Origin of the sequence: uncultured Polaribacter sp., assembly GCF_947495205.1 — a bacterium.
Classification (GTDB): Bacteria; Bacteroidota; Bacteroidia; order Flavobacteriales; family Flavobacteriaceae; genus Polaribacter.
Genome location: NZ_CANLXV010000004.1, coordinates 22450 through 39428 on the forward strand (window position 1 = coordinate 22450; position 16979 = coordinate 39428).

Sequence of the window (16979 nt, forward strand, 5' to 3'; positions counted from 1 at the left end):
TTTTCCCAAAAAAGGTTATACAAATCTCGATAAATTTATTTGTGTTATATCATAATGAGAAGCACTGTGCACAGATGTTTCATTTCTAACTACAATAAGCTGTGGTGATTGGTGCATTACTTGAAAAGCATAACCAACTTCATCAGAAATATCTCTAAAATTTAGTAGATCTAAATAATACACCTTTAAATTTTTAGTTTCTTCTGTAAACAGTTTTTCAAACTGCTTAATTACCATGCTACTTATGCCACATCTTGTAGAGTGTTTAAAAATAAAAACTGCTTCATTTTTAGATTGTTTCTTAATTTCTTCTAGTTGTGCTTTAGAAGTTAAAGGAATCCATGTTAAAAAACTTGGTTGCACTTCTTTCTTTTTTTTATTGCCAAATAAGCCCATTATTTATGTTTTATAGAATAGTCGATACAAATATAAGAAACTTTCAATTGTCAAAAAGTCAGTAAAAACAAGGTTTAACAAGACATTATGACTTGTTTTTTAATCACTTTTAAATTGGTATTGAAATTGCTCTTTAGTGTTTGTGAAAAAAATTAAATTACAACAACAAAGGACTTAAACCCTCTGTAAAAAAAATAAAAAGAAAATGAATTTTAATAATTATACCACAAAATCTCAGGAAACCATACAAATGGCGCAACAAATTGCGCAAGGTTTTCATCATAATCAAATAGAAAACGAACACATTTTTAAAGCTTTAATTAAAGTTGATGAAAATGTACTGCCCTATTTATTAAAAAAATTAAATATTAATTTGGCTGTTGTAAATCAAATTGTTGACAAGCAATTAGAAAACTTACCTAAAGTTTCTGGCGCAACATTAGTGTTATCTAGAGAAGCCGGAAAAACATTAAATGAAGCTGCTATTATTGCAAAAAACAACAAAGACGATTATGTTTCTATAGAACATTTGATTTTGGCAATTTTTAAGTCTAAATCTCACATAGCTCAGGTTTTAAAAGATCAAGGTGTTACAGAAAAGCACTTAAATAGTGCTATAAACGAACTTAGAAAAGGCGAACGTGTAACTTCTCAATCTCAAGAAGAAACCTACAATTCTTTAAACAAGTTTGCGAAAAATTTAAACCAATTGGCGCAAGATGGTAAATTAGATCCTGTAATTGGTAGAGATGAAGAAATTCGTAGATTACTGCAAATTTTATCGCGAAGAACCAAAAACAATCCTATTTTGGTTGGTGAACCAGGAACTGGTAAAACGGCAATTGCAGAAGGTTTAGCACACAGAATTGTAGACGGAGATGTACCAGAAAATCTAAAAGATAAACTCATTTTTTCTTTAGACATGGGCGCTTTAATTGCCGGTGCAAAATATAAAGGTGAGTTTGAAGAACGTTTAAAAGCAGTTATTAAAGAAGTAACTACTGCTAATGGTGATATTGTACTTTTTATTGATGAAATTCATACGCTTGTTGGCGCTGGTGGTGGCCAAGGAGCCATGGATGCAGCTAATATTTTAAAACCAGCTTTGGCACGTGGAGAATTGCGTGCAATTGGTGCCACAACTTTAGATGAATATCAAAAATACTTTGAAAAAGATAAAGCTTTAGAACGTCGTTTTCAAAAAGTACAAGTAAATGAGCCAGATACAGAAAGTGCGATTTCTATTTTAAGAGGAATTAAAGAAAAGTATGAAGCACACCATAAAGTTCGTATTAAAGATGAAGCTATAATTGGTGCTGTAGAACTATCTGAACGTTATATAACCAATCGTTTTTTACCAGACAAAGCCATAGATTTAATGGATGAAGCTGCCTCTAAATTACGAATGGAAATTAATTCTAAACCAGAAGAATTAGATGTTTTAGATAGAAAAGTAATGCAATTAGAAATTGAAATTGAGGCGATTAAACGAGAAAAAGATGAAATAAAACTAAAATCTTTACGATCTGACTTGGCAAATATTAAAGAAGAACGGAACGAAATTAATGCCAAATGGAAATCTGAAAAAGAGGTTGTAGATAACATACAAAATGCAAAATCTGATATAGAAAACTATAAAATTGAAGCAGAAAAGGCAGAACGTGAAGGCAATTATGGTAAAGTTGCAGAAATTAGATATGGTAAAATTAAACAAGCACAAGAAATACTTGAAGCACAACAATTACTACTTTTAGAACAACAAGCTACTAACAGTGCTTTAATTAAAGAGGAAGTTACTTTAGATGATATTGCAGAAGTTGTGGCAAAATGGACAGGAATTCCTGTTACTAAAATGATACAATCTGAACGCGAAAAATTATTGAAATTAGAACAACAATTGCATAAAAGAGTAGTTGGACAAGAAGAAGCAATAATTGCAGTTTCTGATGCTGTAAGGCGTTCTAGAGCTGGTTTACAAAATCCAAATAAACCCATTGGCAGTTTTTTGTTTTTAGGAACTACAGGTGTTGGTAAAACTGAATTAGCAAAAGCTTTGGCAGCATATTTATTTGATGATGAAAATGCAATGACAAGAATTGATATGAGTGAATATCAAGAGAAACATGCAGTTAGTAGATTGGTTGGTGCACCTCCTGGTTATGTGGGTTATGATGAAGGTGGCCAATTAACAGAAGCAGTTAGAAGAAGACCGTATTCTGTTGTGCTTTTAGATGAAATTGAAAAAGCGCATCCAGATACATTTAATATTTTATTGCAAGTTTTAGATGAAGGTAGATTAACAGATAATAAAGGTAGAATTGCAGATTTTAAAAACACCATTATTATAATGACATCTAATATGGGAAGCCATATTATTCAAGAAAAATTTGCAGATGCTAAAGCAGATTTAGAAGCTGTTACAGAACTTGCAAAAGTGGAAGTTTTAGGTTTATTAAAACAATCTGTAAGACCAGAGTTTTTAAACAGAATAGATGATGTAATAATGTTTACTCCTTTAAATGAAGTAAATATCTTTGAAATTGTAAAATTACAAATAGAACATCTTAGAAAAATAACTGCAAAACAAGATATTACGCTAGATGCTACAGATGAAGCCATTAAATATTTAGCTAAAAAAGGTTATCAACCAGAATTTGGTGCAAGACCTGTAAAAAGAGTAATTCAAAAAGAGGTTTTAAACCAACTCTCTAAAGAAATTTTAGCAGGTAAAATAACTACAGATAGTATTATTTTATTAGATGCTTTTGATGAGAAATTGGTGTTTAGAAACCAGTCTGATTTGGTGGAAGAATTGTAATCTTTTGCTAACTTAGGTATTACACCTCACAGATTTTTAAAATCTGTGAGGTCTTTTCGTATAAAAAATTGTTTAGTTTCGTATTCAAATACAATAAACATGAAAAAATATTTCTTTCTTTTTATTCTCGCTTTTAGTATAATAACTTCTTGTAATTCAGATAAAACTACAACCTATTATTTAATTCGTCATGCAGAAAAAAACAGAACAGATAAAAGCAATAGAAATCCTAATTTGAATAAAAAAGGTTTAGAAAGAGCTAAAAAATGGGCAGATTACTTTAAAAATATTGATTTAGATGCTGTTTATGCTACAAATTATAAGAGAACTCAGCAAACTGCAAAACCAACTGCAGAACTTAAAAATTTAGAAATCTTAAGTTATAATCCTTCAAAACTGTTTGATTCTGTTTTTAAAATAAATACCAAAGGCAAAACCGTTTTAATTGTTGGCCATAGCAATACCACGCCAGATTTTGCAAATGCAATTTTAGGAGAAAAAAAATACACTTTTATGAAAGATAACGATAATTCTAGTTTATATAAAGTTACTTTAACTGCCACAAAAGTTAAAAGTGAAATTATTAAAGTTGAATTATAACAATCTAAATTTTAAATTACAAAATGAACATCAACAACCACAAACCAACAACCACAAACCAAAAACCAAAAACCAAAAACCAAGTACCAACAACCAAATCTACTTTCTTGCCACTAACATCATATGAGGACTAAAAGCCAAAATAGATTCGTCTAATTCTGTGGTTTTTAAAATTTCTAAAAGCGTTGCTTTTTTCTTTGGATTTAACATGTTTGCAAAATATTCATTGTCTAACCAAATCATACCTTCTACTGCATAAAGGTTTATAATTTCTAAATTTTGTGAGGTAAATTCTTTTTTTAATTGTTTGGGTTTGTGGTAATAACCGTCTGCCAATAACCAAGGAAATTCTTTTGGAGGATTATGAATACCTGTTGTTAACTCTGTTTTACACATTTCTAAAAATGGTTTTTTATGCACCAAACCTTGCATTAAACCTGCCACAGTACTTGCAGATGAGTTAATTGCAAAACCTAAAATTAATCCGCCTTTTTTAAGTATTCTTTTGGCTTCTTTTATGGTTTGTAAACGGTCTTCCTTTTTTTGTAAATGATATAAAGGTCCGTGAAGAATTACCAAATCTGCAGTTTCATTATGGTAAGGTAAGTTTCTGCTTTCTCCTGTAATTACGGTAAACGGGTTTTTTAGTTTACTTGCTCTTTTTTGTGCTAATTTAATGTGCTTTTCTACAGGTTCTATTAAATGAACTTCGTGATTATTTTGTGCCAACCACTCGCAATATTTTCCTGTTCCGCCACCAACATCTACAATTGTAATTTTAGGTTTTTTTATGTGTCTTTCTATTAAAGATTTTATACGCTCAAACTCAAAAAAACCCATACCAGAATCTAAACGAGTTTCTTCTGAGGCTTTGTTGTAAAAATTTTCTAATTCTTTGGAAATGAGTGATTTTTTGTTCATAAATTGTAAAGAACTTTTTTAATTTGCTAAAGGTTGGCAAACAGGTTTAGCCGGGATTGAAACATTTGTTTGAGCTCTTTTTTGTTCTTTTTCTGAACAAAAAAAGCGAGTGTTGAAAGCGCGATTAAGCTCCTAAAAAAACTAATTAAATTGGGTAACTTTTATGTTTTCTAAAATAATTTCAGAAATTTTTTCTAGCGCATTTTCTTCAAAAGCTTTGTCTATATTTTCTAACGGAATATTTTTGTTTTTGGGTTTGTAATTATCAAAATCTACAAATCTAATTTGGTTTACAATTGTTTCTTTTTTTAAGGCTCTAAAACGTTTGCCACCGCCGTTGGTTTGGTAAGAATATGCCAAATAATCTAATAAAAAATCTTTTTTGCCAATCCAATAAATAAAGGTGTCCTTATAATCTTCGCCACCACCTTCTTTTGCAAATGTAATTTGTATTTTGTGGTATTCTTTTTGATTTATCGTGGCAGATTTTAGTAGCTTTTTATGTACTGCTTTATCATTTAAACCAAATGGTAAAACTGAGAAATAATGCACTGAATTAACCGCATTTTTATAAATATTGGCATTTTTATCGGTTAATTTTACTTCTTGATTGTGCACTAACCTTTTAAAATTAGTATTGGTTAAAATATCTGTAATGGAATCTTTTTTTCTGGTTAATGTAAAATTTCCATGTGCTCTTTTAGCTTTATATAATGTATTTCTAAAATGAAAAGCAATTTGTGCATTTGCCAATTTATGAACTCCAGATTTTAAAATGGATTTGTCTATAATTTCTTGTGCCGTAAGCTCTTTTTGCGCTGGTTTACAGGCTAAAAAAAGTAGTAAAATAAATATTGGTAAATATTTCATGAAGTTTTGTTTTTTATTGTCGGAAATAGAAATCAAAATTACATTTCTTTCTCGAATTGATTAATGTATATTTGTTAAAAATATAATTGGCTATATATTTTAATTTTGGAAATTTAATAATCATAAAAAACAACCTAAGGTTGCAGAAAAACATAAACATACAGAATAAAAAGGCGCGTTTTGAATTTGAAATTCTAGACAAATTTGTGGCTGGAATTCAGTTAACGGGCACAGAAATAAAATCGATAAGGTTAAGTCAGGCAAGAATTACAGAGAGTTTTTGTGAATTTAATGAGCGTGGTGAGTTGTTTATTGTAAATATGTACATACAAGAATACATGTTTGGGCATCATTTTAATCACAAACCAAAAAGTGAACGCAGATTGTTGCTAAATAAACGCGAATTGCGCAGTTTAAAGAAAGATGTAGAAGCTAAAGGTAATACAATTGTGCCTTTACGTTTGTTTATTAATGATAGAGGATTTGCCAAATTAGAAATTGCTTTGGCTAAAGGTAAACAAACGCACGATAAGCGAAATACATTAAAAGATAGAGATAATAAACGCGATTTGGCCAGAATTAAAAAGAGTTTTAATTCGTAATTTTTGTTTATGCTTGCTTTTTTAAAATTGATTCGTTACAAAAACCTATTGATGGTTTTATTAACAATGATTTTAACAAAATATGCTTTAATTGATAATGACGTATTTAATAATAGTTGGTTTTTTTCGAATATACAGTTTACATATTTAACTTTAGCAGTTATTTTAATTACTGCTGGTGGCTATATAATTAATGATATTTTTGATGTTGAAACTGATAAAATAAATAGAAACAATAAGGTTTTAATTAAAACCATTTTTAGTAAGAAAAAAGCCATTAAAATTTACTTTATATTAACCTTAATGGGTTTGCTTTTAGGGTTTTTAATGTCTTTTAAATTCTATTATTTTTTCTATTTTTTAATACCAACATTATTTTTATTTTGTTATTCTAAATACCTAAAGAAAACACCTTTATTAGGTAATATTATTATTAGTTTAATGATATCTTATGTGATTTATTTAACTTACAAATATCATTTTATTTCTGGCTGTTGTAACACTTTTTCGGTTTTTGATAAACTGCTTAAAAACGTAATTTATATTTATATTATGTTTTCATTTTTAACAACCTTAATTAGAGAAATTATAAAAGATATAGAAGATGTTAATGGAGATTTAAAAATTAACGCAAAAACATTACCCATTGTAATTGGTAGAAAAAGAGCTTCTTACGTCGCTTTTTTCTTTGCATGTGTTTTATTAGTTTTTCTAACAATTGTTTTAAAATTATTAAAAGACGAAGTACTTTTTTTAAGTTATGGAATTGTTTTTATTCTGCTACCACTACTCTACTTTCTATTTTTATTATGGAATGCAGAAACCAAAAAACAGTATTCTAGATTAAGTAACTTAATGAAAACGATTATGTTTTTTGGAATCTTATCTATGTTGTTTTTTAGATTTTTAGGTACTTCATTATTTTGAATTTTAACCTAAATACATAAATAAACATTTACACGATATAACATGTTAAAAGAAAAACTTAAAAATTACAATATTATATTAGCCTCTGGCTCTCCAAGAAGGCAGCAATTTTTTAAAGATTTAGCTATTGATTTTACAATACAATTAAAACCTGTAAAAGAAATTTACCCTAAAACATTAAAAGCCGAAGAAATAACCAATTATTTAGCAGATTTAAAGTCGAAAGCATTTACAGATTTATCAGAAAAGGATATTTTAGTAACTTCAGACACCATTGTTTGGCTAGAAAATAAAGCTTTAGGCAAACCAAAAGACAAAGCTGATGCTATAAAAATGTTACAAAGTTTATCTGGAAAAAGTCATAAAGTAATTACGTCTATTTGTTTAAAAAGCAAAAACTATAAGCACATAATTAGTGATAGTACCCAAGTTACTTTTAAAAATTTAACCACAGAAGAAATTGAGTATTATGTTACTACATATAAACCTTTTGATAAAGCAGGTGCTTATGGCATACAAGAATGGATTGGTTTTATTGGCATAGAAAAAATTGAAGGAAGTTATTTTACAGTGGTTGGTTTACCGGTTCATAAATTGTATAAAGCACTCATTAATTTGGAAATAAATTAGATTATAAAAAAATGTTAAACTATTCTATTGTTTCCCTTCTTTAAAGTGAAATAAAAGGTTATTTTTACGGCAAATTATACAACAACATTTTTACAATTTTATAATGAAAAAATACACGTACACAGAAAAAAAAGATACACGTTCTGGTTTTGGTGATGGTTTAACGGAATTAGGTAGAACAAACCCAAACGTAGTTGCTTTATGTGCCGATTTAATTGGTTCTTTAAAAATGGATCAATTTATTAAAGAAAATCCAGAAAGATTTTTTCAAGTAGGTATTGCAGAAGCAAATATGATTGGTATTGCTGCAGGTTTAACAATTGGAGGTAAAATACCGTTTACAGGTACTTTTGCAAACTTTTCTACTGGTAGAGTTTACGATCAAATAAGACAATCTGTAGCGTATTCAGATAAAAATGTAAAAATTTGTGCTTCGCATGCTGGTGTTACTTTAGGAGAAGATGGCGCAACACACCAAATCTTAGAAGATATTGGTTTAATGAAAATGTTACCAGGAATGACAGTTATTAATCCTTGTGATTATAACCAAACAAAAGCAGCAACCATTGCTATTGCTAATTTTGAAGGTCCTGTTTACTTGCGTTTTGGTAGACCTAAAGTGCCTGTATATATGCCAACAGATCAAGAATTTGTAATTGGTAAAGGTATTCAGTTAACAGAAGGTACAGATGTTACCATTGTTGCAACTGGGCATTTAGTTTGGGAATCTTTACAAGCGGCAGAACAATTAGATGCTGCTGGTATTTCTGCAGAAGTAATTAACATACATACTATAAAACCTTTAGACGAAGAGATTATTTTAAAATCTGTAGCAAAAACAGGTTGTATAGTTACTGCAGAAGAACATAATAAGTTAGGTGGTTTAGGTGAAAGTGTTGCCAGAACATTAGCTTTAAACACGCCTACGCCACAAGAATTTGTAGCAACAAATGATACTTTTGGAGAATCTGGAACACCAGAAGAATTAATGGCAAAATATGGTTTAGACGCCAATGCTGTTATGAAAGCTGTTAAAAAAGTAATTTCAAGAAAATAAATTTGTTTATCTTTAAAACTTAAAATAAAAACTTAAAATTATGAAAAAAGTAATCTTAGTATTGTGCTGCGCTTTTGCGTTTAGTTTTGCAAGTAAAGCTCAAATACAATTTGGTGTAAAAGGTGGTATAAACTACAACTCAGAATCTATACAAGAAGTTAGTGAAGATGTTATAGAAGGAGCAGATAGCAGAACAGGTTATCATGCAGGTATTTGGTTAAGAGGTAAACTACCAATATTAGGTTTATATATTAGACCAGAATTAATTTATACTAATTTAGAGAGTGATGCTACCGTTTCACTTCCTAATAGTTCTCAAATAGCTACTACTTATAGTTTACAAAAAATAGATTTACCTATTTTAATAGGAAAAAAAATATTTGGTTTTGGAAATATATTTGTAGGTCCATCATTTCAATATATTTTAGATGCAGATTTTGCCTTTAGTGAAGTGCCAGATGTAGAGACGGATGATATTACTGTTGGCTTACAATTTGGTGCTGGGGTTGAGTTTGGTAGAATTGGTATAGATGTACGTTACGAAAGAGGTTTTTCTGATGTAGAGTCTAGATTTGTTGGGCAATCAGGATTAGATAATTTTGATACTAGAGTTAATCAAATAATAATTGGTTTATCTCTAAAGATATAAATACCTATTTTATATTTTTAAAAAAGCTCTTAAAATAATTATTTTAAGAGCTTTTTTTATGTTTTCAAGAAAAAGAAATATGAATAAAAATGATATTTCTGCACTCAAAAATATTGCTAAAAATTACTTTATAAAAGCAACTACTAAATTCATTAGAAAATATAGCTTATCAACAGAAATTGACAAACTAATATACATCGAAACAATCTACTAGGAAATGATGGTTGTAAAATTTGAGAAGAATAATTGGAACTGCCTCTTTAAATTAAAAAATCACCAAAAGGAAAACAAAAGCGAACTTATACATCTTGTAAGTATTAAAATAATAGCTACTATAGCATTTTTGTAATTGAAAAAACTAAAAGTAGCATTGTATAAAAATATCTTTAATATTTTTAAAAAGCTATTCAAAGTAAATTGTGTATCAGAAAAGTTTAGTCTCACAACTTAATCGTATAGTTTGTGAAAAAGACGAAACTAAATCAATTTTATAAGATTATATTATAAAACCAAATCATTAAGAAGCAAACTATTTTTAGAAAGATTAATTTCTGAAAATAGTTTAAATGATACTTTGCAAAATTCTAAGGCAAATAAAAACAAGCTTAAAATAAAGCCAAATTTTAATTTACTTTTATCTTATATTAGGATTTAAATAATCGGGTAAATTAGGATTTGTAGGATCACTAAAATCATTTCTAGGGTTTTCATCTCCATTGGCATCTTCTTCTATAGAAGGTGTACCATCAATATCATGATCTGTATCTTCTACAAAATCTAGTAGCTCTACTTTATAAACGATTATTAAATCAAAAAGACTATTAATAGGTTGTCTTGGAACATAGTTTATAGAAGGATATGCTATACCACTTGGCATAAAAATATAACCTTTACCTGTATTTTGATATGTTATTGGACCATCATCTGTAATATTCTCTCCGGGTTTAAAAAATTGAAAAGCTTCAATTGCACCTAAAAGAGGTCTTTCATTTTCTTCCACAAAATCAAAAGTTGGTAGTAAATTCCACCAAACTTGGTTGTTTTCCTTTAAAGGATCAAAAGAGATACTGTTATTTAAAAGTGGTAATTCATTTCTAGAAATAAAAACAGAATCAACCTTTGTTGGATTTCCTTTACTAGAGTTGGGTTCGCCAATATTTGTGATATAAACGTATAATTTATAATTTATATCATTTGATGTAACATCTTTAATTTTTAAATTTTCTGAATCCGAAAACATAGAACTTTGACCAGCATCAATTAGTCTTACTTCTTCATTAAGTGTATCGTAATAATGTGTGCTTAAAAATTTTACTATAGAATCGTTATCTGAAATAGCCAAAGCTTCATAATCTACATCTTCAAACGGGTTTATAAAACCATTAACATTATCATCATCACAGGAAATCATAACAACTACCCCTAAAATTAGTAGTAAAAAAATGTTTTTTATTCTATTCATTTAATCTTAAAATTTGAGTGTGCAATTTACCATTTTTATATCTTTGTAAAAAGACAAACAGTACTTTTTAACTTTTTTTATGAGGATAGATAAATATTTATGGTGTATTCGTATTTTTAAAACCAGAAGCATTGCTACTACGGCTTGTAAAAAAGGACAAGTAAAAATAGATGATAAAATTGTAAAGCCTTCTAAAGATATCTTTGGTGATGAAATTATTGTGGTTAGAAAAAATCAAATTAATTATAAAATAAAAGTTTTAGGTTTACCAGAAAGCAGAGTTGGTGCTAAAATTGTAGATTTATACAGAAAAGACATTACACCTAAAGAAGAATTTGAAAAAACTGCGCTGCTTAAATTCGCAAAAGATTATTATAGAAAAAAGGGCGTAGGAAGGCCAACAAAAAAAGATAGACGAGATATTGATAATTTTCAAGAAGGTACAGAAGAGGATAACATCTAATATTTTTAGGTTGAAACATTTTGTTTAAGCCTAAAAAATTATGAGCATAAAATTAAAATAGAATGACTGCAGAAAACAATATTATATTAAATACAAAACAAATTAATCAAAAAATTAAGAGAATTGCTTATCAAATTTATGAAACCAATACTTCTGAAAAAGAAGTAATTATAGCTGGTATTATAGGTAATGGTTTTATTTTTGCTAAAAAAATAGCGCTTGTTTTAGAAGATATTTCAGATTTATCGGTTACACTTTGTGAAGTAAACATCAACAAAAAGAAACCTTTAGAAAAAATAACCACTTCTATACCTGTAAATGCATATAAAAATAAATCGTTGGTTTTAATTGATGATGTTTTAAGCTCTGGAACTACCTTAATTTACGGTATTAAACATTTTTTAGATGTACCATTAAAACGTTTTAAAACTGCTGTTTTAGTAAATAGAAACCATAAGAAATACCCTGTAAAAGCAGATTTTAAAGGTATTTCTTTATCTACTTCTATTAAAGAACACGTGCAAGTAAGTTTTAAAAATGAGGAGTCTGTTGCTTTTTTAGCCTAACATTTCTGTTAATTCTAAAGCAACTTCTTTTTTAGATTTATCATCTATCTTTATAGTAATTTTAGCCTGTTCATAAAACGGACGTCTTTCAAAAAGATGTTTTGCTACAAATTCTGGTATTTTTTCATCTTCTAAAGAAGCAATTATCGGCCTTTTTGCTTTCTTTTTTATAGCTCTAGCAATCATGGTATTTGTATTTCCATTAAGATAAACAGAAATTGCATCAGTTTTATTAATTTCGTTCATGTTATTTGCGTAACATGGTGTTCCTCCTCCTAAGGCTAATAAAAAATCTTCCTCTTTTTTTAAAATTTCTTTTAAATATAAGTGCTCTATTTTTCTAAAATAAATTTCTCCTTTTACTTTAAAAATTTCTGGAATTGTCATTTTTTCCTGTTCAGAAATATAATCATCTAAATCTAAGAAATTCAAAGACAAGTTTTTAGCTAGTTTTTTACCTATACTTGACTTTCCAGAAGCCATATAACCTAAAAGAATAATTTGCATGTTTTTTAAATTTATGCAAATATCGATAAAATTTCTTCAATTTTATGCGAATACTTTCAAGTATTGATAGTATATTTGCAACCGATTTAAGAAAGACCTGGTAGCTCAGTTGGTAGAGCATCTCCCTTTTAAGGAGAGGGTCCTGGGTTCGAGCCCCAGCCCGGTCACTAAAAGGTTAAGTTTTATTACTTAACCTTTTCTTTTTTATTATTAACGCGCACGTGGCGAAATTGGTAGACGCGCAGCCTTGAGGGGGCTGTTTTCGTAAGAAAGTGGAAGTTCGAATCTTCTCGTGCGCACATTTTTTCTTCTTTCACAAAAAATTAACCAAACTGTAACGGAATATCACTAATATTGTAAAATGCAACGAATACTTTTTATATGCTGTTTATTTATTTCTATAAGCAGTTTTTCTCAAATAGACAGTTTAAGAACCCGAGTTTTAAAAGGGCAAGTAATACATGCTGTAAATAACAATGCTTTAAGTGCTGCTCACATTTTAAACTTAAATACGGTACAAGGTACTATTACAGATGATAAAGGTTTCTTTGAAATGCCATCTAGAGTTAATGACACTATTTTAGTTTCTTATTTAGGCTACGAATCTATTAAACTTAAAGTAACAAACGATTTATTAAAAGGTAACGAACTTGAGATTGCTTTATATGAAAAACCAGAAGAAGTTAAAGAAGTTGTAATACGTTCTACTGAATTAATTGGGGTTTTAGAAATTGATGTAAAAATGGTACCCAAAGATCGTTTTACAAGAATACACATTAATGGTTTACCTCAAAGTTATGAAATTGGTACACCCACCAAAAAAAGTTTTTCTTCTCCTATTGCTGCCCTGTTTCAACCTGTAGACTTTCTTTATAACCTCTTTGGAAAAAAACCCAAACAACTTAAAAAATTGCAAAAGCTAAAAAAAGAAGACGATTTACGTAAAATGTTAGCTGGTAAATTTGATAGAGAAGTAATGATGGAGTATTTAGATATGGATAGAAAAGAGCTAAACGATTTACTTACCGATTGCAATTACTCTGCTTATTTTATTAAAAAAGCTTCTGATTTACAAATGATTGAAGCTGTTTTAGATTGTTATGAAAATTACAAAGCTTTAAAAAAGGGGAAAATTGAAAGGAATAAAATTCCCGTAAAAAACTAAATTTTTACTTATTTATAAATATAAAGCCGGATACTTTTTGTTTCTGGCTTTTTTATGTTGCTAAAGTTAGTCTTTTATAAAAGTCAAAAGAAGTCTGTAATCTATTTATATAATATTTTCTCATAGAATTGAAACGTATTTTGTTAAACAAAACAGTGTAGATTATTCCTTTTCTTATTTTTAAATCTAAAGTTTTTATTAGGTAATGCTTGGAGTATATAATCGTTAAAACATAGCTTTTTAGCGCTTACTATAAAATAATTATTTCGTGGTATGTGCGCTTTTTTACTTAATAATAAGCAAAAAAAACTGGCTAAAAGCCAGTTTTCTTTATAATTAAAAGTATAAATTCTTATTGATTTCCTAAAATTATTGGCATACCAGATTTACCTGCACCAATTAAAACCACCTTACTATTAGGAGATTTAGAAAGTTCTAATGTAGCCTCAATACCTTTTTCTTGTAATATTTTATCAGTTAAAGAAGCACTTAAAATTTTGTTTGCAACCGCTTTACCTTCTGCGTCAATTTTTTGTCTTTCTGCTTCTTTCTTCGCTTTTGCTAATCTAAACTCGTATTCTAGAGATTCTTGTTCTTGCTTTAACTTTGTTTCAATTGCTGTTCTAATGGTAGTTGGTAATTTAACATCTTCTACAAGCACTCTTTTTACAATTAAAAACTGCCCTTTTAAGACCATTTGTAATTCTTCTAAAATTTCTTGCTCAATAATATCTCTTTTACTAGAATACAACTGCTCTGGGGTATATCTACCAACAACACTTCTAGCAGCTGCATTTACAGCAGGATCTAATAATTCTCTTTCGTAATCTTCTCCTTTAGTTTTTATAAGGTTACCTAAATTAGCAAATTCGGGTTCATACCAAATCGTTCCGTTTACTTTTACTTCTAAACCATTTACAGAAAGTACATTCATTTCATCAGAAATAGATTGCTGACGCACTTTTCTTACAATCATTTTATTCCAAGGTGCCACAATTTGAAATCCTTCGCCATACGTTTTATCTGTATTAATACCATCTCCTAAGGTTTCAAAAATAACTCCTCCTTCACCAGGACCAATAGTTACTGTAGATTTAGAAAAAATAATAAGTGCAATTACCGCTATAACGATAAAGAATACACCACCTTTTGGAAATTTAATATCTAATTGATTGTTCGCCATTTTAAAATTGTTTTTAAATTTTATCAAATTTACAATATAAGTGCACCAAAACCAATTTGTACCAATCTAAATATTGTTAGACTTATCTTAAATTTTGCCGTAATATTTTCTAATAAACCATTCTACAGTAAAAAATGATAAAGCTATAAAAAGTAACCATTTAAAATCTATTAGATTTTTGTCTTTAGTAACAGATTTCTGTGTGGTATAGTAGCTTTTATTTGCTAATAAATCTTTAATTAATGTAGTACCTTGATCTTTATAATAGCGCTTCCCTCCTGTTTTGTCTGCCAATACTTTTAATTTCTCATCATTTGCATTTGTAAATTGCTCTTCTATAACATAATTTGTAATTTTAAAATTACCATAAGTAACTATCTTTTGACCTAAAACAGCTACTTTAAAACGATACTCTCCAGAAGGTAAATCTGCTAAACTAGTTTGGTATGCATTATTTATTAAAGAAAATGGTCTTTTTTGTATTGCATTTGTAGCTTTATTTGTAACCGTAATTTCTAAAGAAGCTCGGGCATCAAAATTGTAATTTTTATCAGTATAAAATGCGGTTATATTTATTGCTGAATTTGCAGGATATATATTTTCGGCATTTACTTCTAATCGTTTTCGTTTCTTTTTTGAAGCAATAAATTGAATTACATTTCCAATAAATTGATCAAAATCTTGAAAACTATTATTGGTTAAAAAGCTATTGGCTCTCCACTTCCAAATACCTTCTCCAAACAAAACCCCTATTTTTTGATTGTTTTTTTCTAAAACAGACAGCAATGGTTGTGTAGTTTGTAAACCATTAATATTTTGATACAATACATCTTGATGATCTTTTGTGAAATTAAGTTGACCAAATTTATCTTTTAAAGGCACAAACTGATTAAAACCGATATCTTTCTGTAAAAAAGTTAAAAAATTATTGTTATAAATAGCACTATAATTTTCTGTTTGATTGATAGCATTTTTAGCAAAACCTAATTGTTTTTTATTGATGAAAATCCAATCTGTAGTTGCTCCTGTAACCAATAGAAAATTTGATTGATCCGTTTCAATATCAGAAAAAACTTTAGCAAACTTCTTGTTGGGTTGATATAAAATAACCATCTGATAATCCTCTAATTCTCCTGTAAATTTATCAATATTAAAAACAGTTACCGTGCGTTGTTTATTGCTTTCTATTGCTTTTTTAAATGCGCCTAAATCGGGATGTAATACATCTGTTAAAATTAGAATTTTACTTTGTTCGTCTATAACTTCAACAGAAAAGTTTTTCTTATTATTTCTTATATTTTTTTCATCTTTAATATTTTGAAGAGCTGCTGTATAATAATTTAAACCTTCTTTAGTTGATGTTAAATTGGTGGTAATAATTTTAGATTTTTCTTCTTTAGAGAACTGAATTTTTTTAGAGAAAACAGTTTTTCCTGAAGAAAAAATAGAAAATCTTGTATTTATAGTTTCTGTGCCAACGTAATTTAATAGCACCTCTACAGGAAATTTATTTTTTATATAACTGTATTTGTTGGCGTTTACTCTAGTTACACTTAAATCTTTATAAATTGTAGTGTCTCCAAAAACTACAGGGTAAACTTTCTGGCTACTGTTGCTATATTCATAATCGTTACCAATAGTTTGGTTGCCATCTGTAAGCAATACAATGGCAGTATTCTTTTTATTATTAAGTTTATTTATTTGTGCAATTCCATTAAAAATATTTGTTTCATTACCATTAAACTTTAGCGTATCTGTTACTTTAACATTGGTATCAAAAACAAAAGTTTCTATATGAAATTTTTCTTGCAAATCTTTATTATTGGCAACAGTTTCTTTAAAAGCGATAACTTTTTTGGTTTCTTTAAAAAAATCAATCGATTTAGAATGGTCTATTAATAAAGATAAAACAGGCTTTGTATTTTCTAACTGAACACTTTTAATCTTAGGATTTATTAGTAATAACAGCAATAAAAAAAGCGCTAAAGTTTTTAAGAAAAAAAGTAGTATTGTAATTTTTGCTTTGCTTTTAGCTTTATAAAAATATTGAAAATATGCAACGGCAACACTTATAAGGAGTGCTAATATTATATATAAAATTGTAGTTGTTTGCAATGTTTTTATTTTTGTGAAAGATATAAATAAGATTTTTAAAAAAGAAAA

General features: G+C 28.4%; 17 protein-coding genes and 2 tRNA genes. 12 read left to right on the forward strand and 7 right to left on the reverse strand.

The annotated features are described in order from the left end of the window. Window positions 1-15: 15 nt before the first annotated feature. Entirely contained in the window at window positions 16-396 is a 381-nt protein-coding gene (gene ytxJ, locus Q0762_RS04655) for a bacillithiol system redox-active protein YtxJ (RefSeq protein WP_298764182.1), read from the reverse strand. A 205-nt stretch (window positions 397-601) separates the two neighbouring features. Here ytxJ and clpB point away from each other — a divergent pair, with 205 nt between their 5' ends. Together clpB and Q0762_RS04665 are read left to right on the forward strand one after the other, a co-directional pair. Continuing rightward, complete coding sequence (gene clpB / locus Q0762_RS04660; RefSeq protein ID WP_298764184.1) at window positions 602-3214, forward strand: ATP-dependent chaperone ClpB; 2613 nt, start codon at window positions 602-604, stop codon at window positions 3212-3214. A gap of 99 nt (window positions 3215-3313) precedes the next feature. Further along, window positions 3314-3814: a histidine phosphatase family protein gene (locus tag Q0762_RS04665; RefSeq protein WP_298764187.1), complete on the forward strand. Its 501-nt coding sequence runs from the start codon at window positions 3314-3316 to the stop codon at window positions 3812-3814. A gap of 99 nt (window positions 3815-3913) precedes the next feature. On the opposite strand, the gene Q0762_RS04670 is transcribed toward Q0762_RS04665, so the two are convergent. Then, entirely contained in the window at window positions 3914-4735 is an 822-nt protein-coding gene (locus Q0762_RS04670) for a class I SAM-dependent methyltransferase (RefSeq protein WP_298764190.1), read from the reverse strand. A 141-nt stretch (window positions 4736-4876) separates the two neighbouring features. Continuing rightward, complete coding sequence (locus Q0762_RS04675; RefSeq protein WP_298764193.1) at window positions 4877-5605, reverse strand: DUF6503 family protein; 729 nt, start codon at window positions 5603-5605, stop codon at window positions 4877-4879. Window positions 5606-5745: 140 nt separating this feature from the next. Here Q0762_RS04675 and smpB point away from each other — a divergent pair, with 140 nt between their 5' ends. The 5 genes from smpB to Q0762_RS04700 all read left to right on the forward strand — a co-directional run bounded on the left by smpB (window position 5746) and on the right by Q0762_RS04700 (window position 9470). Continuing rightward, window positions 5746-6207, forward strand: a complete 462-nt coding sequence (smpB, locus tag Q0762_RS04680; protein ID WP_298764195.1) for an SsrA-binding protein SmpB — start codon at window positions 5746-5748, stop codon at window positions 6205-6207. Window positions 6208-6258: 51 nt separating this feature from the next. Then, window positions 6259-7134, forward strand: coding sequence for a geranylgeranylglycerol-phosphate geranylgeranyltransferase (locus Q0762_RS04685; RefSeq protein ID WP_298764197.1), 876 nt, complete (start codon window positions 6259-6261; stop codon window positions 7132-7134). A 42-nt stretch (window positions 7135-7176) separates the two neighbouring features. Continuing rightward, window positions 7177-7764 (forward strand): Maf-like protein, encoded by a 588-nt coding sequence (locus Q0762_RS04690; RefSeq protein ID WP_298764199.1) that lies wholly within the window; start codon window positions 7177-7179, stop codon window positions 7762-7764. Between the two features lie 103 nt (window positions 7765-7867). After that, window positions 7868-8821 carry a transketolase family protein gene (locus tag Q0762_RS04695; protein ID WP_298764202.1) on the forward strand — a complete coding sequence of 318 codons (954 nt, stop codon included), beginning with the start codon at window positions 7868-7870 and terminating at the stop codon, window positions 8819-8821. A 40-nt stretch (window positions 8822-8861) separates the two neighbouring features. Then, on the forward strand, window positions 8862-9470 hold the full coding sequence (locus Q0762_RS04700) for a porin family protein (protein ID WP_298764205.1): 609 nt from the start codon (window positions 8862-8864) through the stop codon (window positions 9468-9470). 634 nt (window positions 9471-10104) lie between these two features. On the opposite strand, the gene Q0762_RS04705 is transcribed toward Q0762_RS04700, so the two are convergent. After that, window positions 10105-10932: a peptidylprolyl isomerase gene (locus Q0762_RS04705; RefSeq protein WP_298764207.1), complete on the reverse strand. Its 828-nt coding sequence runs from the start codon at window positions 10930-10932 to the stop codon at window positions 10105-10107. A gap of 79 nt (window positions 10933-11011) precedes the next feature. Between Q0762_RS04705 and Q0762_RS04710 the strand changes: the two genes are divergently transcribed. Then, window positions 11012-11395: a S4 domain-containing protein gene (locus Q0762_RS04710; RefSeq protein WP_298764210.1), complete on the forward strand. Its 384-nt coding sequence runs from the start codon at window positions 11012-11014 to the stop codon at window positions 11393-11395. 62 nt (window positions 11396-11457) lie between these two features. Then, window positions 11458-11961 (forward strand): phosphoribosyltransferase domain-containing protein, encoded by a 504-nt coding sequence (locus tag Q0762_RS04715; protein WP_298764213.1) that lies wholly within the window; start codon window positions 11458-11460, stop codon window positions 11959-11961. Here Q0762_RS04715 and Q0762_RS04720 read toward each other — a convergent pair. Further along, entirely contained in the window at window positions 11953-12468 is a 516-nt protein-coding gene (locus Q0762_RS04720; protein WP_298764215.1) for a shikimate kinase, read from the reverse strand. The genes Q0762_RS04715 and Q0762_RS04720 overlap by 9 nt on opposite strands. A gap of 94 nt (window positions 12469-12562) precedes the next feature. On the opposite strand from Q0762_RS04720, the gene Q0762_RS04725 reads away from it, so the two are divergent. The 3 genes from Q0762_RS04725 to Q0762_RS04735 all read left to right on the forward strand — a co-directional run bounded on the left by Q0762_RS04725 (window position 12563) and on the right by Q0762_RS04735 (window position 13633). Further along, window positions 12563-12635, forward strand: a tRNA-Lys gene (locus Q0762_RS04725). 48 nt (window positions 12636-12683) lie between these two features. Continuing rightward, window positions 12684-12767 (forward strand) — tRNA-Leu (locus Q0762_RS04730). A gap of 62 nt (window positions 12768-12829) precedes the next feature. After that, a complete protein-coding gene (locus Q0762_RS04735; RefSeq protein ID WP_298764217.1) occupies window positions 12830-13633 on the forward strand; it encodes a carboxypeptidase-like regulatory domain-containing protein in 804 nt (267 codons plus the stop codon). A 352-nt stretch (window positions 13634-13985) separates the two neighbouring features. Here the strand turns inward: Q0762_RS04735 and Q0762_RS04740 are convergent, their stop codons facing one another. Together Q0762_RS04740 and Q0762_RS04745 are read right to left on the reverse strand one after the other, a co-directional pair. Then, window positions 13986-14816, reverse strand: coding sequence for a prohibitin family protein (locus Q0762_RS04740; protein ID WP_298764221.1), 831 nt, complete (start codon window positions 14814-14816; stop codon window positions 13986-13988). An 87-nt stretch (window positions 14817-14903) separates the two neighbouring features. Beyond that, on the reverse strand, window positions 14904-16931 hold the full coding sequence (locus Q0762_RS04745) for a VWA domain-containing protein (protein ID WP_298764223.1): 2028 nt from the start codon (window positions 16929-16931) through the stop codon (window positions 14904-14906). Window positions 16932-16979 lie beyond the last annotated feature (48 nt).

Bases quoted from the DNA above. Each gene is read 5' to 3' on its own strand.
- Q0762_RS04675 (WP_298764193.1), bottom strand. From the start codon at position 5,605: ATGAAATATTTACCAATATTTATTTTACTACTTTTTTTAGCCTGTAAA.
- Q0762_RS04685 (WP_298764197.1), top strand. From the start codon at position 6,259: ATGGTTTTATTAACAATGATTTTAACAAAATATGCTTTAATTGATAAT.
- Q0762_RS04740 (WP_298764221.1), bottom strand. From the start codon at position 14,816: ATGGCGAACAATCAATTAGATATTAAATTTCCAAAAGGTGGTGTATTC.
- Q0762_RS04720 (WP_298764215.1), bottom strand. From the start codon at position 12,468: ATGCAAATTATTCTTTTAGGTTATATGGCTTCTGGAAAGTCAAGTATA.
- Q0762_RS04690 (WP_298764199.1), top strand. From the start codon at position 7,177: ATGTTAAAAGAAAAACTTAAAAATTACAATATTATATTAGCCTCTGGC.
- Q0762_RS04695 (WP_298764202.1), top strand. From the start codon at position 7,868: ATGAAAAAATACACGTACACAGAAAAAAAAGATACACGTTCTGGTTTT.
- Q0762_RS04735 (WP_298764217.1), top strand. From the start codon at position 12,830: ATGCAACGAATACTTTTTATATGCTGTTTATTTATTTCTATAAGCAGT.
- clpB (WP_298764184.1), top strand. From the start codon at position 602: ATGAATTTTAATAATTATACCACAAAATCTCAGGAAACCATACAAATG.
- Q0762_RS04665 (WP_298764187.1), top strand. From the start codon at position 3,314: ATGAAAAAATATTTCTTTCTTTTTATTCTCGCTTTTAGTATAATAACT.
- Q0762_RS04715 (WP_298764213.1), top strand. From the start codon at position 11,458: ATGACTGCAGAAAACAATATTATATTAAATACAAAACAAATTAATCAA.
- ytxJ (WP_298764182.1), bottom strand. From the start codon at position 396: ATGGGCTTATTTGGCAATAAAAAAAAGAAAGAAGTGCAACCAAGTTTT.
- Q0762_RS04705 (WP_298764207.1), bottom strand. From the start codon at position 10,932: ATGAATAGAATAAAAAACATTTTTTTACTACTAATTTTAGGGGTAGTT.
- Q0762_RS04670 (WP_298764190.1), bottom strand. From the start codon at position 4,735: ATGAACAAAAAATCACTCATTTCCAAAGAATTAGAAAATTTTTACAAC.
- Q0762_RS04710 (WP_298764210.1), top strand. From the start codon at position 11,012: ATGAGGATAGATAAATATTTATGGTGTATTCGTATTTTTAAAACCAGA.
- Q0762_RS04700 (WP_298764205.1), top strand. From the start codon at position 8,862: ATGAAAAAAGTAATCTTAGTATTGTGCTGCGCTTTTGCGTTTAGTTTT.